The organism is Flavobacterium koreense, from assembly GCF_054776075.1.
Map to the genome: position 1 here is coordinate 127,514 of NZ_BAAHCF010000032.1, position 14,260 is coordinate 141,773.

General features: G+C 30.5%; 15 protein-coding genes and 1 other RNA gene. 12 read left to right on the top strand and 4 right to left on the bottom strand.

Annotation, left to right across the window (positions count from 1 at the left end; genetic code table 11):
* The first annotated feature begins 47 nt into the window (after positions 1-47).
* From ACYU7A_RS12160 to ACYU7A_RS12175, 4 genes are all read left to right on the top strand, one after another.
* Positions 48-479 (top strand): nuclear transport factor 2 family protein, encoded by a 432-nt coding sequence (locus ACYU7A_RS12160; protein WP_460576911.1) that lies wholly within the window; start codon positions 48-50, stop codon positions 477-479.
* Positions 480-481: 2 nt separating this feature from the next.
* Complete coding sequence (locus tag ACYU7A_RS12165) at positions 482-1,540, top strand: porin (protein ID WP_460576913.1); 1,059 nt, start codon at positions 482-484, stop codon at positions 1,538-1,540.
* Between the two features lie 32 nt (positions 1,541-1,572).
* Complete coding sequence (locus tag ACYU7A_RS12170; protein ID WP_460576915.1) at positions 1,573-2,628, top strand: DUF389 domain-containing protein; 1,056 nt, start codon at positions 1,573-1,575, stop codon at positions 2,626-2,628.
* Positions 2,629-2,758: 130 nt separating this feature from the next.
* Positions 2,759-3,196 carry a lipocalin family protein gene (locus ACYU7A_RS12175; RefSeq protein WP_460576917.1) on the top strand — a complete coding sequence of 146 codons (438 nt, stop codon included), beginning with the start codon at positions 2,759-2,761 and terminating at the stop codon, positions 3,194-3,196.
* Positions 3,197-3,256: 60 nt separating this feature from the next.
* On the opposite strand, the gene ACYU7A_RS12180 is transcribed toward ACYU7A_RS12175, so the two are convergent.
* The gene (locus tag ACYU7A_RS12180) at positions 3,257-4,681 is read right to left on the bottom strand and encodes an L-serine ammonia-lyase (RefSeq protein WP_460576919.1); all 1,425 of its coding nucleotides are present in this window, start codon (positions 4,679-4,681) and stop codon (positions 3,257-3,259) included.
* Positions 4,682-4,944: 263 nt separating this feature from the next.
* Between ACYU7A_RS12180 and dnaK the strand changes: the two genes are divergently transcribed.
* Both dnaK and ACYU7A_RS12190 read left to right on the top strand, forming a co-directional pair.
* Positions 4,945-6,831, top strand: coding sequence for a molecular chaperone DnaK (dnaK, locus tag ACYU7A_RS12185; RefSeq protein WP_460576921.1), 1,887 nt, complete (start codon positions 4,945-4,947; stop codon positions 6,829-6,831).
* A 113-nt stretch (positions 6,832-6,944) separates the two neighbouring features.
* A complete protein-coding gene (locus tag ACYU7A_RS12190) occupies positions 6,945-7,529 on the top strand; it encodes a hypothetical protein (protein ID WP_460576923.1) in 585 nt (194 codons plus the stop codon).
* Positions 7,530-7,545: 16 nt separating this feature from the next.
* On the opposite strand, the gene ACYU7A_RS12195 is transcribed toward ACYU7A_RS12190, so the two are convergent.
* On the bottom strand, positions 7,546-7,785 hold the full coding sequence (locus tag ACYU7A_RS12195) for a hypothetical protein (RefSeq protein WP_460576925.1): 240 nt from the start codon (positions 7,783-7,785) through the stop codon (positions 7,546-7,548).
* A 4-nt stretch (positions 7,786-7,789) separates the two neighbouring features.
* The gene (locus ACYU7A_RS12200) at positions 7,790-8,833 is read right to left on the bottom strand and encodes a glutaminyl-peptide cyclotransferase (protein ID WP_460576927.1); all 1,044 of its coding nucleotides are present in this window, start codon (positions 8,831-8,833) and stop codon (positions 7,790-7,792) included.
* A gap of 86 nt (positions 8,834-8,919) precedes the next feature.
* Here ACYU7A_RS12200 and ffs point away from each other — a divergent pair.
* From ffs to fsa, 6 genes are all read left to right on the top strand, one after another.
* Positions 8,920-9,017, top strand: an RNA gene (gene ffs / locus ACYU7A_RS12205) — signal recognition particle sRNA small type.
* Between the two features lie 107 nt (positions 9,018-9,124).
* Positions 9,125-10,123 (top strand): enolase C-terminal domain-like protein, encoded by a 999-nt coding sequence (locus ACYU7A_RS12210; protein ID WP_460576929.1) that lies wholly within the window; start codon positions 9,125-9,127, stop codon positions 10,121-10,123.
* 37 nt (positions 10,124-10,160) lie between these two features.
* Positions 10,161-10,529 (top strand): bleomycin resistance protein, encoded by a 369-nt coding sequence (locus ACYU7A_RS12215; RefSeq protein ID WP_298305262.1) that lies wholly within the window; start codon positions 10,161-10,163, stop codon positions 10,527-10,529.
* Entirely contained in the window at positions 10,517-11,320 is an 804-nt protein-coding gene (locus ACYU7A_RS12220) for an SDR family oxidoreductase (protein WP_396147737.1), read from the top strand. The genes ACYU7A_RS12215 and ACYU7A_RS12220 overlap by 13 nt, the downstream gene beginning before the upstream one ends.
* Before the next feature lie 74 nt (positions 11,321-11,394).
* Positions 11,395-11,934: a hypothetical protein gene (locus ACYU7A_RS12225; protein WP_396147738.1), complete on the top strand. Its 540-nt coding sequence runs from the start codon at positions 11,395-11,397 to the stop codon at positions 11,932-11,934.
* A 63-nt stretch (positions 11,935-11,997) separates the two neighbouring features.
* Entirely contained in the window at positions 11,998-12,654 is a 657-nt protein-coding gene (gene fsa, locus ACYU7A_RS12230) for a fructose-6-phosphate aldolase (RefSeq protein WP_344817095.1), read from the top strand.
* Between the two features lie 192 nt (positions 12,655-12,846).
* Here the strand turns inward: fsa and ACYU7A_RS12235 are convergent, their stop codons facing one another.
* Complete coding sequence (locus ACYU7A_RS12235) at positions 12,847-14,238, bottom strand: TlpA family protein disulfide reductase (RefSeq protein WP_460576932.1); 1,392 nt, start codon at positions 14,236-14,238, stop codon at positions 12,847-12,849.
* Positions 14,239-14,260 lie beyond the last annotated feature (22 nt).

Consider the following 14,260-nt stretch of genomic DNA (forward strand, 5'->3'; position numbering starts at 1 on the left):
CAACTAAAAATATACTAATATTGATGTAATTATAAATTTGTTCTAAAATGAAAAAAACAATATTTCTTTTTATAATGATTTTTGCTAATTCTATTCAAGCTCAAAATCAAGAATTTCAGAAAGTTATTGAAACTTTTTTTGAAGGTTTTCATGCTAAAGATACTGTTAAAATGAAATCAGTTTGTGATGACAAAATTATTTTTAATTCTGTTCATGAAAATTCAAAAGGCAATATGTTAACCAATTTTCTTGGTAAAGAATTTTTTGAAATGATTTCTTCAATTCCAAATAAAATGCAGTTTCAAGAGAAGATTTTGAATTATAACATTCAAGTTGACGGATCTTTAGCTCATGTTTGGACACCTTACGAATTCTATATTAATGGAAGCTTAAGTTATTTTGGAACAAATTCTTTCTCACTTTATAAAGAAAATGGTATTTGGAAAATTATTTACGTAATTGATACAAGAAGAAAATAATTATGAAAAGTACATTTACAATTTTAGCGCTACTTATTTTTAGTCAACTATTCTCTCAAGAAAAAAGCGAACTAAAAACCACTTTTTCAGGATTTGTAGAAACTTACTATTCTTATGATTTTAATCAACCATTAACCGATTCAAAATTGCCATTTATGTACAATTACAATCGTCATAATGAGTTTAATATCAATATTGGATTACTACGTGCAAAAGTAGAATATGAAAATGCTTATGCAGTATTGTCATTACAATCAGGAACTTATGTTGATGATAATTATGCTAACGAAAAGATAAAATATATTAACGAAGCTTATGTTGGTTTGTATCTAGATCAATCAAAAAAACATTCAATAGAAGTTGGAATTTTACCAAGTTATTTAGGATTTGAATCAGCTACAACAGCTTCCAATTTGACTTTAACTCGTTCTATATTAGCTGAAAATTCGCCTTATTTTATGACAGGTGTAAAGTACAACTACAAACCTTCAGATAAATGGAATTTTGCTGCTTTATTGACCAATGGTTGGCAACGAATCAATAAACCTCAAAAAGATGTTGCGCCATCTTTAGGAACTCAAATTGTTTATAAATCATCAGCAAATTCAACTTTAAATTGGAGTACTTTCGTGGGAAAGGAGTTTAATGGAATTGATTATACTATGCGTTATTTCAGTAATTTATATTTTGATAAAAAATGGAATGACAAATGGCGAACCATTGCAGGTTTTGATTATGGTTTGCAAGATTTAAGTTCAAAAAATAACTCATCTGCATCTTGGTTAAGTCCTGTTTTTATTGCGCAATATTCAATAAATCCAAAATGGCAAACGGCTTTTAGAACCGAATATTACCAAGATGAAAAGAATGTAATTATTGCCACAAATGACGAATTTAAAACTCTTGGATTTTCTTTAAATTTCGATTATCTACCCAATTCAAAAGTGAAATTAAGAACAGAAGCTCGTTACTTTGATAGCAAGAAAGAAGTATTTGCCAAAGGTTCTGATTTAGTTAATTCAAATTTCTTTTTGACAACTAGTTTAAGTTTTGAGTTTTAATTCTAAATTAGCGTTTCATTCTACGATTTTAAATGAGTACAAGAATTCAAATTATAAAGCGCTATTTCCGTTCACTTTTTGACTTAAAAGGAAGTCAGGAAGATGAATTAGAAACCGACAGAGAAGTAAGAGAAGGTGTTGTTTTTAAAGGAAAAAACCTATGGCTTCTTGCTTTTGCGATATTCATTTCTTGCATTGGATTAAACATTAATTCGAAAGCGGCTGTTATTGGTGCGATGATAATTTCACCACTTATGGGACCAATTTTCGGAATCGGTTTTTCATTAGGAGTTTCTGATTTAGATTTGTTAAAAGTTAGTATCCAAAATGCATTACGAATTGTACTTATAAGTTTATTCGTTGCAACAATTTACTATTTAATAACGCCTTATGCCATTGCAACCGATGAATTATTATCCTTTTCACATCCAACTATATTTGATGTTTTATTAGCATTTCTTGGCGGAATGGCAGGATTTATAGCTATTTCGCGTCATAATGGAACACAAGTTTTAATTGGAGTAGCAGTGGCAACTTCATGTATTCCGCCATTATGTACAGCAAGTTTCGGATTGGCAACCTTGCAATGGGAATACTTTGTTGGCGGACTTTATACTTACTTCATTAATGCTCTTTTTATCTGTGTTGGAAGTTATATTATTGTCAAATATTTGAAATTTAGTCCACATTCTAAGGAAAATGTAAAGCATGTAAATAGTTGGTTTGGAGTTTTGATTTTTCTAGCAATAATTCCTGCGATGTATTTAGCTTATAATTTTGCAGTAACAAATATTTATTTGTCTAAAGCAAACCAATTTGTAACCAACGAAATTGATTCAAAATACCATGTTGTTCAGACCAAAATAGATGATAAAACTAAATTAATCGAAGTTGATGTAATTGTTGAAAGATATGATGATTCGCTTCAAAACTCAATTCAAAAACAACTTTCAAAATATGATTTAAAAGATTCAAAAATTAGAATTTATCAAACTATTGAAGCAGGAAAAACCAATCAAAAAGAGTTCGATAAATTAAATTCTGAAATTGAGTTATTGAAATCTGAAATTGAAAAATTGAAAAATTAATTTTTTGAATATTTTTTACAAACGATTATTTTTAGTTTAATTTAATTATACAATTTTTTAAATTTAAAGTGTAATATTGTTTGAACGTTGCACAACTAACTTTGTCATTAACAAATTAATCTAAAATGTTATGAGAAAAGTTAATGTAAAAAGTAGAAGTTTAGTTGTGGTGATGATGGTTGCTGTTTTTGGTTTCTTCACAATTTCATGTAGTGATGATGACAATGATGGAGAAACATTAGCTCCTTTAACAGGAAAATGGAGTATAAGTAAAGTCGGAACTACTGTTTCTGGAGTTGAAACTTTAATTGACGCTCCACAAAACCAATCAGGATGTGAAAAAGATTTCATGGACCTAAAATCAGACAATACTGTTCAAGAAGGTAATTATGATTCTACAATTGATCCTTGTGCTTTGTTTACAGATCAAGGTATTTATTCTAGATCACACAATAATTTAACAAGAGTTGTAGATGGTGTTACCACTACTCAAGATATTGTTAATCTTACGTTGAGTGAACTAAAATTAAAAGATGCCAGTGGTACTATTGAAGTATATATCAAATAAGTTACTTTGATATATTTAAATTAAAAAGGAGATGAAAGTAAATCATCTCCTTTTTTATATCTAACAATCGGCAACATTCACGGCAACTGCCAAGCCACCTTCTGAAGTTTCCTTATATTTAGAATTCATGTCTTTAGCTGTTTGCCACATGGTATTAATAACTTTATCTAAAGGAACTTTTGCATTTTTCGCATCAGTTTCCATAGCTAATTCAGCTGCATTTATTGCTTTAATTGCACCCATTGTATTTCTTTCTATACATGGAATTTGAACCAAACCACCAATAGGATCACAAGTTAAACCTAAATGATGTTCCATTGCGATTTCTGCTGCCATTTGCACTTGGTCTGGAGTTCCACCCATAACTTCACATAAAGCTGCAGCTGCCATTGCACTAGAAACGCCAATTTCTGCTTGACATCCGCCCATTGCTGCTGAAATGGTTGAACCTTTTTTGAAAATACTTCCAATTTCGCCAGCAACCATCAAGAATTGCTTGATTTCTTTTTCGCCAGCTTCGTGATTTTCTATAACCAAATAATACATCAAAACAGCAGGAATAACTCCAGCACTTCCGTTTGTTGGAGCTGTTACAACTCTTCCTAAAGCTGCGTTTACTTCATTTACTGCCAAGGCAAAACACGAAACCCATTTTAGAATTTGACGAAATTTAACTTCCGTTTTTCTTATACATTCTAACCATTCTTGAGGTGAATTATAATTGGATAAACCAATCAAACCTTGGTGCATATCAAAAGCTCTTCGACGAACATTCAATCCACCAGGAAGTATGCCTTCTGAATGACAACCTATGTACATACATTCTAACATGGTATTCCAAATGCGCATTAACTCTTTATCAATTTCTTCTTCCGAACGCATCGATTTTTCATTGTCGTAAACAACTTCTGATATTTTTCTATTTTGTGTAGTGCAATAATCCAATAACTCTTGTGCATTTTGAACTGGATAAGGAAAAGCACATTTAATTTCTAATTTTTTCTTAGCATTGACACGTTCTTCTTTCACTACAAATCCGCCACCAATAGAGTAGAAGGTAGAAGTATATTCTTTGTTAGAAGTAAATGCTGTAAAAGTCATTCCGTTAGCATGAAAAGGCAAAAAGTTTTTATTGAAAACAATATCTTTTTCAACATCAAAAGAAATTAAAAGCTGATTTCCTAAGTTGATTTGATGAGTGTTTTTTATGGAAGTTATGATTTTGTCAATATTCTCAACAGGAATATATTCTGGGTCTTGTCCGCTCAAGCCTAACATTACTGCCAAATCAGTAGCGTGACCAACACCAGTTAATGATAGTGAACCATATAAATCTACTTTAACTCGAGTTGTAGTGTTTAGTAAATTTTCTTGATTTAATTCAGCCAAAAATCGTTCAGCGGCACGCCAAGGTCCAAGTGTATGAGAACTTGATGGTCCAACACCAATCTTTAACATATCAAAAACCGAGATGCATTCTTCCATAAAGAAAAGTTTAGTTTGAAAGACAAATATAAGTGAATAACTGAAAAATAAATAGTTTTATTGGTACATAAATAAGAATTTGATAATTTTAAATCAAATCTTCGTACTTCCAACTTCATATTTTGTACTTAATAATGTCATCTTGTCATATAAAATCTTCTCAAAACTGACAATTTATTCTCAAATTTCACTTGGCACAATCATTGTCATATCACAAACAAGTTGAAAAACTAAATAAAAACATTAAATAGAAAATTAAGAAAATGGGAAAAATTATTGGTATCGATTTAGGTACAACCAATTCTTGCGTGTCAGTTATGGAAGGTGGAGAACCAGTTGTAATTGCTAATGCAGAAGGAAAGAGAACTACACCATCTGTAATTGCATTTGTAGAAGGTGGCGAAATTAAAGTAGGTGATCCTGCAAAAAGACAGGCTGTAACAAATCCTACTAAAACCATAGCGTCAATAAAACGTTTTATGGGTAATAAATACTCAGAAAGTGCTAAAGAAGCATCGACTGTAGCTTATAAAGTGGTTAAAGGAGATAACGACACACCACGTGTTGATATTGACGGAAGACTTTATACACCACAAGAATTGTCAGCAATGACTCTTCAAAAAATGAAAAAAACAGCTGAAGACTATTTAGGTCAAACAGTTACAGAAGCAGTTATTACTGTTCCAGCATACTTTAATGACGCACAACGTCAAGCTACGAAAGAAGCAGGAGAAATTGCAGGTTTAAAAGTAATGCGTATCATCAATGAGCCAACTGCTGCGGCATTAGCTTACGGATTAGATAAAAAAGGAATTGACCAAAAAATTGCAGTTTACGATTTAGGTGGAGGTACATTTGATATCTCAGTTCTTGAATTAGGAGACGGAGTTTTTGAAGTATTGTCTACAAATGGAGATACTCACTTAGGAGGAGACGATTTTGACCAAGTAATCATCGATTGGATGGCAAACGATTTTAATACTGAAGAAGGTGTTGATTTACGTAAAGATCCAATGGCTTTACAACGTTTGAAAGAAGCTGCTGAAAAAGCTAAAATTGAATTGTCTTCTTCAACTCAAACAGAAATTAACTTACCATACGTTACTGCAACGGCTTCAGGACCAAAACACTTAGTTAAAACATTAACTCGTGCTAAATTTGAACAATTAGCTGAAACTTTAGTAAAACGTTCAATGGAACCAGTTGCTAAAGCATTAAAAGATGCAGGTTTATCTGTTTCTGATATTGACGAAGTAATCTTAGTTGGAGGCTCTACAAGAATTCCAGTTATTCAAGAACAAGTTGAAAAATTCTTTGGTAAAAAAGCATCTAAAGGAGTAAATCCTGATGAAGTTGTTGCCATCGGAGCTGCAATTCAAGGTGGAGTTTTAACAGGTGATGTAAAAGATGTATTGTTATTAGACGTTACACCTTTATCATTAGGAATTGAAACTATGGGTAATGTAATGACTAAATTAATTGAGTCTAACACAACCATTCCAACAAAAAAATCGCAAGTATTCTCAACAGCTGCTGACAATCAACCAAGTGTTGAAATTCACGTTATTCAAGGTGAAAGAACAATGGCTGCAGATAATAAAACAATCGGTCGTTTCCACTTAGATGGAATTCCACCAGCACCAAGAGGTGTTCCTCAAATTGAAGTAACTTTTGATATTGATGCTAATGGTATCATCAAAGTTTCCGCAACTGATAAAGGAACAGGTAAATCTCACGATATTCGTATCGAAGCTTCATCTGGTTTAACAGCAGAAGAAATCGAAAGAATGAAAAAAGATGCTGAAATGAATGCTGAAAGCGATAGAATTGCTAAAGAAAAAGCAGAAAAATTGAACGAAGCTGACAGTATGATTTTCCAAACAGAAAGTCAATTGAAAGAACTTGGTGATAAATTATCTGATGATCATAAAGTAGGAATCGAATCAGCTTTAACTGAATTGAGAATGGCGCACCAAAATCAAGATTTAGAAGCAATTCAAAAAGGTCTTGACAATGTAAACGCTGCTTGGAAAGTTGCTACAGAAGCAATGTACGCTCAAGGTGACCAAGGTCAAGCTCAAGAAGCTCAACCACAAGCTGATGCAAGTGGTGATCAAACTCAAGATGTTGATTTTGAAGAAGTAAAATAATAAATTTTATTATAGTTTTAAAAACCGAGTTAGCAATAACTCGGTTTTTTTATTTAACATTTTTCATATAAATATTTTTGTATATTGCTATCCTATTAAACCATAACACTATTATGAAAAAATTTGTTTTATTTACATTAATTGCTCTTTGTAGCATTACAAGTTATTCTCAAAAGAAAAAATCTACAGTTAAAAAAGCGGTTGCAACTTCTAAAGGAGTTTTAGCCAAAGTTGATAATTTGGTAGCCGAAGTTAAAGCTGGTAATTTTCAATTGACTATTGATGGTAAAGAAGCCATTGTAGTAAAAGCTGCGGATGCAAAATTTACTCCAACTGATGTAAAATTGAAATCATTTACTGCTAGCGGCGTAAAATTATATCTATTGTCTTGGACAGAAAAAACGTTAAATAAAACCGATTTAAAAACTGAAGATATTACAACTGTTTATTCTAATGTTTATGAAATAACTTCTAAGAAACAAGTTTTTTATAATACCCAATTAACAAATCATATTGTAGAAAAAGTATTCCTTGATCGATTGAAAAACGCTTCAGAAACCCAAGAGCGAATGAGAAGAGAAGGGTTTGAGTTTACTCTAAATGCAGATGGAACTATTACTCAAAAAAATAAAACGCAAGAAAATAAATTAATTTATGATGCCACGAAAATGGAGTTTGTAAATTCAAAGAAAAAATAAAAATTAAAAAACCGAGTTAGTGAGCTCGGTTTTTTTTTATTCTTGAAAGTATGAATTGTTTTATCTTATGAGAAAACTTTTTATTGACTTGGTTTTCTTGAGTAGCATAACGCATACATATTATTTCATTAGATTCTGATCCTTCTGTAGTTTGGTCAAATATGTTTTTCTGACATAAATTACAAAATTTAACCTTTTCGTTTGGTGAAAGGTCAAGCCAATTTTCTTGACAAGATTTTGGCATTTTATTGCTCATCAGACTATTGATTTATTTTTATTTCAAACATTTTATCCCAATTTTTTCCAGTAACAAAAAAGGTTTTGGTCGCAGGATTATAGGCAATTCCGTTTAGAACATTTCTGTCAGGAAGTGGCGTAGTTTTACCTTCTAATTCTGCCAGGTTTATAACGCCTTCTACAACACCATTAGTTGGATTTATAATTACAATGGCATTTTTATAATAAACATTGCTGTAAATTTTTCCATCAACCCATTCTAATTCGTTTAGTTCTTTTACTTTGGTATCTTTTGAATAAACATTCACATAATCAACAACGCTCAAATCTTCTGGATTTAACTTATAAATTTTTTCAGAACCATCTGATTGATATAAATACTTACCATCATTAGTTAATCCCCAACCTTCAATTTTTTTAGCATAAGGAAGTTCTTTTATTTTTTTCAATGTTTTGGCATCATAAACAAAAGCGGTAGTTTCTTCCCAAGTAAGTTGGTAAATTTTATCATTTAAAAATGTAATTCCTTCACCAAAAAAACGAGGTTCTAAATCTATTTTTAAATCAATATTTCCTGTTTTGTAATTAGTTTTTCTTAAAGTAGATTCTCCTCTTTGTCCAGTTCCTTCATATAAAACACCTTTGTAAAACTCCAATCCTTGTGTGTAAGCTTTGTTATCATGAGGATAAGTATTTATAAGCGTAAATTTTAGAATTTTAGGTTCCAAATTTGAAATAACTTCAATTCTTGTTGAATCCATTTCGGTAGCTCCATCATAATGAATAGCAGCTTTAATATTTTGATATCCTAATTTTTGATTTTTTAAAGGAAACGAAAAACTAGAATTACTTTTGCTAGAACCCACTTTTTTATCATTAATAGTATAAACAACACTATCAATTTTTTGAGTTTTGGGATTATCAACTTCAAGATTTAATATATCTTCGGTAGTGTATTGAGCTTTTATTTTGCTCTCATTGATGGTAAAAAAATCTTCATCAGTAGTTTTACAACTGAATGACAATCCTGCTAATAAAATGACAGCTAATACTTTATAATTTTTCATCTGATTTTAATTCAATTTATAGATACAAATGTATTATTTAAGATGTTAATTTCTTGCAAAAATATAAAAAGATTGTATCTTTGCACCGGCAAGTCCTACACGACCAGCTCCTGCAGAATCCTCCAGGATGGGAACATAGCAAAGGTATGTGGTTGTAGCGGTGCGATGTAGGTCGCTTGCCATTTTTATCCTGAACTTGATTCAGGATCTTTTTTTTAATCTGAACTCGTTTCAGATTCTTTTTTTTTATAGATATTTGTAATTAAACAAATTAACTTCAACGCTCCTTTAATGAATTTATCTTGGCAAATAGTTCGATTAGAATTAAAGGAAACTTTCTCCATTTCTTACGGAAATTATACTTTTAGAGAAGCATTGATCGTTTCGTTGAAAAGTCACAATACAATTGGTTATGGTGAATGTACCGCAATTGATTATTATCAAATTAATTTAGATGATTTTGTTCAAAAATTAGAAGTAATTAAAGAACAAATTGAATTTCAAAAGATAAATCATCCTATTGAATTTTATAGTTTTTTATTGACTTTAGACTTGCCAAGTTTCTTGCGTTCGGCATTAGATTGTGCTTATTGGGATTTATTTGGAAAACTAGAGAACAAATCGTTTTTAGAATTAAATGCGATTGAAATAAAGCAACTTCCTAAATCTTCAATAACTATAAGTGTAGATTCTATTGAAAATCAAATTCAGAAAATAAAGAAATCTTCTTGGAATAAATTTAAAGTAAAGTGCAATCATTTCAATAAAAATGAGATTAAATCTTTACTTGAATTAAGTTATAATATTGCTCTAGATTCCAACGGAAGTTTTGATAAAGAAAATTGTATTTGGTTGCAAAATGAAATCGCTTCAGAAAAGTTTTCTTACTTGGAACAGCCTATGAAAAAAGGACAAGAAAATTATGATATTTTAAACGCTAATTTACATTCCAATTGGATGGCAGATGAAGATTGTCAAGATATAATTTCGTTAGAACAATTGAAACCTCATTATAAAAGTATCAATATCAAATTAGTAAAATGTGGTGGATTGACTCCAGCATTGAATATGATTCAAAAGGCTAGAAGTTTGAAGTATCAAATTATGATTGGTTGTATGACAGAATCATCTGTTGGTATTTCTGCTGGTTCGGTTTTAGCACCATTATGTGATTTTGCCGATTTGGATGGAGCCAATTTAGTAGCTAACGATATTGCAAAAGGAAGTCAAATTGTAAATGGTACAATCCAAATTTCTGAAAAACCAGGATTAGGAATTTCTATAATCTAAATTAGAATTTCTATCTTTATACCATAATTATTTTAAGATGAAATTTCAGCCAATAGTTCCAATGATTTGGACCAAAGAATTGCAAAAAACAGTAGATTTTTATTGTGATATTTTAGGATTTACTTGTGGAAATCAAAGTGAAGAATGGGGTTGGGCAGCCGTCAGTAAAGACGAATGTGAAATTATGATTGCCGAACCCAACGAACACACACCATTTGAAAGACCTTATTTTTCAGGAACATTTTATATTAAAACAGACGATGTTGATACTTTGTGGAATGATTTGAAAGACAAAGTAAAAGTAGCTTACGATATTGAAGATTTTGATTGGGGAATGCGTGAGTTTGCGATATATGACAATAACAGTTACATGATTCAATTCGGACAAGATTTATGGAAAAAGTAGTACTAATTACAGGAGGTTCTTCAGGAATTGGAAAATCTATTGGAGAGTTTCTTCATGCTAAAGGATTTGTAGTTTATGGAACAAGTAGAAACCCTGAGCGAATTCAAGGTTCGGTTTTTCCGTTGATTGCTTTGGATGTTCGAAATGTTGAAAGTATTCAAAAAGCTGTTCAAGAAATAATTTCTAAATCGGGTAGGATAGACGTTGTTATTAATAACGCTGGAGTAGGAATTACAGGACCAATTGAAGAAATTCCAACAGAAGAAATCAAAAATAACTTTGAAACCAATCTTTTTGGACCAATTGAAGTGATGAAAGCTGTTTTACCTCAAATGAGATTACAAAAGTCTGGTTTGATTATCAATATCACTTCCATTGCTGGATATATGGGATTGCCTTACAGAGGAATTTACTCTGCTTCAAAAGGAGCTTTAGAATTAATTACAGAAGCTTTGCGAATGGAAGTAAAATCGTTCGGAATTCATATTACCAATGTTGCACCAGGTGATTTTGCTACTAATATCGCTGCAGGTCGTTTTCACGCGCCATTAATCAAAGGTTCTGCTTATGAAATTCCTTATGGTAATACGTTGAAAACAATGGATGAACACGTTGATTCTGGAAGTAATCCAAATGAAATGGCAGAAGCTATTTATAGAATAATTCAGAATCCAAATCCTAAAATACATTATAAAGTAGGCGCATTTATGCAAAAGTTTTCTATAGTTTTAAAGAGAATTTTGCCAGATAAAGTGTATGAGAAAATGTTGATGAATCATTATAAACTTTAGCTCTAAGTGAATAATTTGTTTTTTAATTAAACCTTGTAATATTAAAGTAAAGTCAATTCTAAATTAATATCCTTATGGAATTACAACAAAAATATCTTGAGAAACTTCATATTGAAAAAATATTAGTTGATGTTTACACCGATTATTTCGAAGAATCAACTTATGGTTACATTGTAAAATTTAATGACGATTTCCTTTTACTGGAGCAATTTACGAGTATAGGTGAAGCAAATGGAATCTGTATAATTAGAAGAGAGAATATTACAAGATTAAGGTGGGAAGGAAATGATATTTCTACTACTGAGAGGTTTGTTTTAAAAGAAAAAAGAATTCAGAATCTTTTTGATATTAAAATTGATAATATTCACGAAGCATTAAAATCTGTTTATGAAAAATTTGGATATATTTCATTAGATATTCAAAACATAGATACAGGTATGTGTATAATTGGACAAATTGAAGATATGGATAATGATAGTATTGTTATTTATGAATTTGGAACATATGTTTCTTTAGATAGGAAAAAATTGTTGATGAATATCAGTGATATTTCAAAGATTGAAGCTGGTGGTGATTATGAAAATAATCTAAAAGAAATTTACTCAAAAAAATAATTCTTAAAAGAAATTTTAAATTGTAATTTTGCATCTTAATAAAACACAACTTAACTATATATTATGAAATTTTTTATTGACACAGCCAATTTGAACGACATTAAAGAAGCACAATCACTTGGAATTCTTGATGGTGTTACAACAAATCCTTCGTTGATGGCTAAAGAAGGAATTACAGGAAAAAACAACATTTTGAAACACTACGTTGACATTTGCAACATTGTTGATGGTGAAGTAAGTGCTGAAGTAAATGCTGTTGACTACGATGGAATGGTAAAAGAAGGTGAAGAATTAGCCGATTTACATCCTCAAATTGTAGTAAAACTTCCAATGACTAAAGAAGGAGTTAAAGCTTGTAAATATTTTACAGATAAAGGAATTAAAACCAATGTAACTTTAGTTTTCTCTGCTGGACAAGCCTTATTGGCTGCTAAAGCTGGAGCAACTTTTGTATCGCCATTTATTGGTCGTTTAGACGATGTTTCTACTGATGGTTTGAACTTGATTCAGGAAATTAGAGAAATCTATGATAACTATGGTTATGAAACTCAAATTCTTGCTGCTTCTGTGCGTCACACAATGCATATTGTAAACTGTGCAAAAATTGGTGCAGATGTTATGACTGGACCACTTTCAGCCATTTTAGGATTATTAAAACATCCTTTGACAGATATTGGATTAGCTCAATTTATAGCTGATTTCGAGAAAGGAAATAAGTAAGCAGTGTTCAGTGCTCAGTAAGCAGTGCGAAAGCATAAATATAAAAGGCGATTTTCATAAGAAAATCGCCTTTTATTTATTCTAAATTTCCGAAATTTGTATTATCAACTGAACACTGAACACTGAACACTGAACACTGAACACTGAACACTGAACACTGAACACTGAACACTGAACACTGAACACTGAACACTACTTCAATTCATCCTCAAAGTTGACTTCAAACATATTGGTGAAACCATTCTTAATGGTCTTGTCAGCATTTACGATTATAGTTCTGTGTACTTTTGTAATTGCCCATTTAGCTCTTATATCTTCAAAATTTACACATTTTAACTCCGTTATATTTCCAAAGTTATATTTCTTTAAATCGGTTTTCCATTGCTCTGTGTTATCATCAAGATTTATAGCAATAAAGTTATAATTTGGATATTTAGTTTTTAGTGTTAAAACTTTTTTGTGTGCTGCAATTAAATGCGAATTAAGCTTTTCTGACCAAAAGAAAAGTACTGTATTTTTCTTTATTAAATCATTTGATGAAATTTTATTTCCTTTTGAATCAATAAGTTGAACTTCAGGTAATGTTTTGCCATCGGTTAACAATTGTATTGCATTTCCAATTTTCAGAATTTCATTTTTCTTACTCTTATCGGTTGAATATTTGTGATAGGTTTTCAGAAATTCTGTATTATTGACAACATTTTGATCTTCCATTAAATAACGGAAAGCGATGTTATTTAAAACAATATTTTTTACTTTTTCATTTTTTATTAAGGTATCCGCAATGTTTAATTTGTTGATGTTCATTTTTAAAGCCAAATCACAATCAGACAAATGATTATGGTAATTGATAGCTCCTACATTATTAAGCATATGATCAAGATACATTACAAAAGGAGAAAATTCTGTTAAAGCTTCATTGCTATAATCTATTTCATCTCTAAAAGCGTAATAATCTTTTGGTAATTTAGATAAAACATCCTCTCCAGTTCTCATTTTATGGATTATTGGATAGATTTCTTTTTTGGTGTAATGTGGAAATTTAACGATACCACTTGCATATACATCAAATTCGTCACTCCATTTTATTTCTTCTTTTCTTGATTTGTAGAATTTTTCATTATCAGAATTCGTTTTATTGATGTAAGTGTCAAATTTTTCAAAAGGATAATCAAAGGTTTCAAACATTTTGTTCTTATCCTTTTCATTTCTTAAATACATTTCCATTAAGAAATTATTTTTTCTATCGCCTCTTCCACAAAAGATAATAGATTCATCAAAATCTTTAGAATCAATATGAACTTTTATACTGTCGTTTTTATCAAAATAAACATATTGGTATTCTGGTTCATGTTTAAAAGAATATAAACCTGGAGTTAAAGAATCGAATTTTTTAAAAAAAGTATTGTCTTTGTTTAATGGAATGGTATCAATTACTACATTGTTTTTGCAAAAAAGTACATAAGGATTGTTCGGATTTGCAACTTCACCACCAAAATAGGCAACATAATTATCACCTGAAAATTCTTTTTTACAAGAACTCATCAGTATTAGAAGAAGTGTAGGAATTAAAAATGATTTCATTAAGGGCAAACTTTTCATCAAA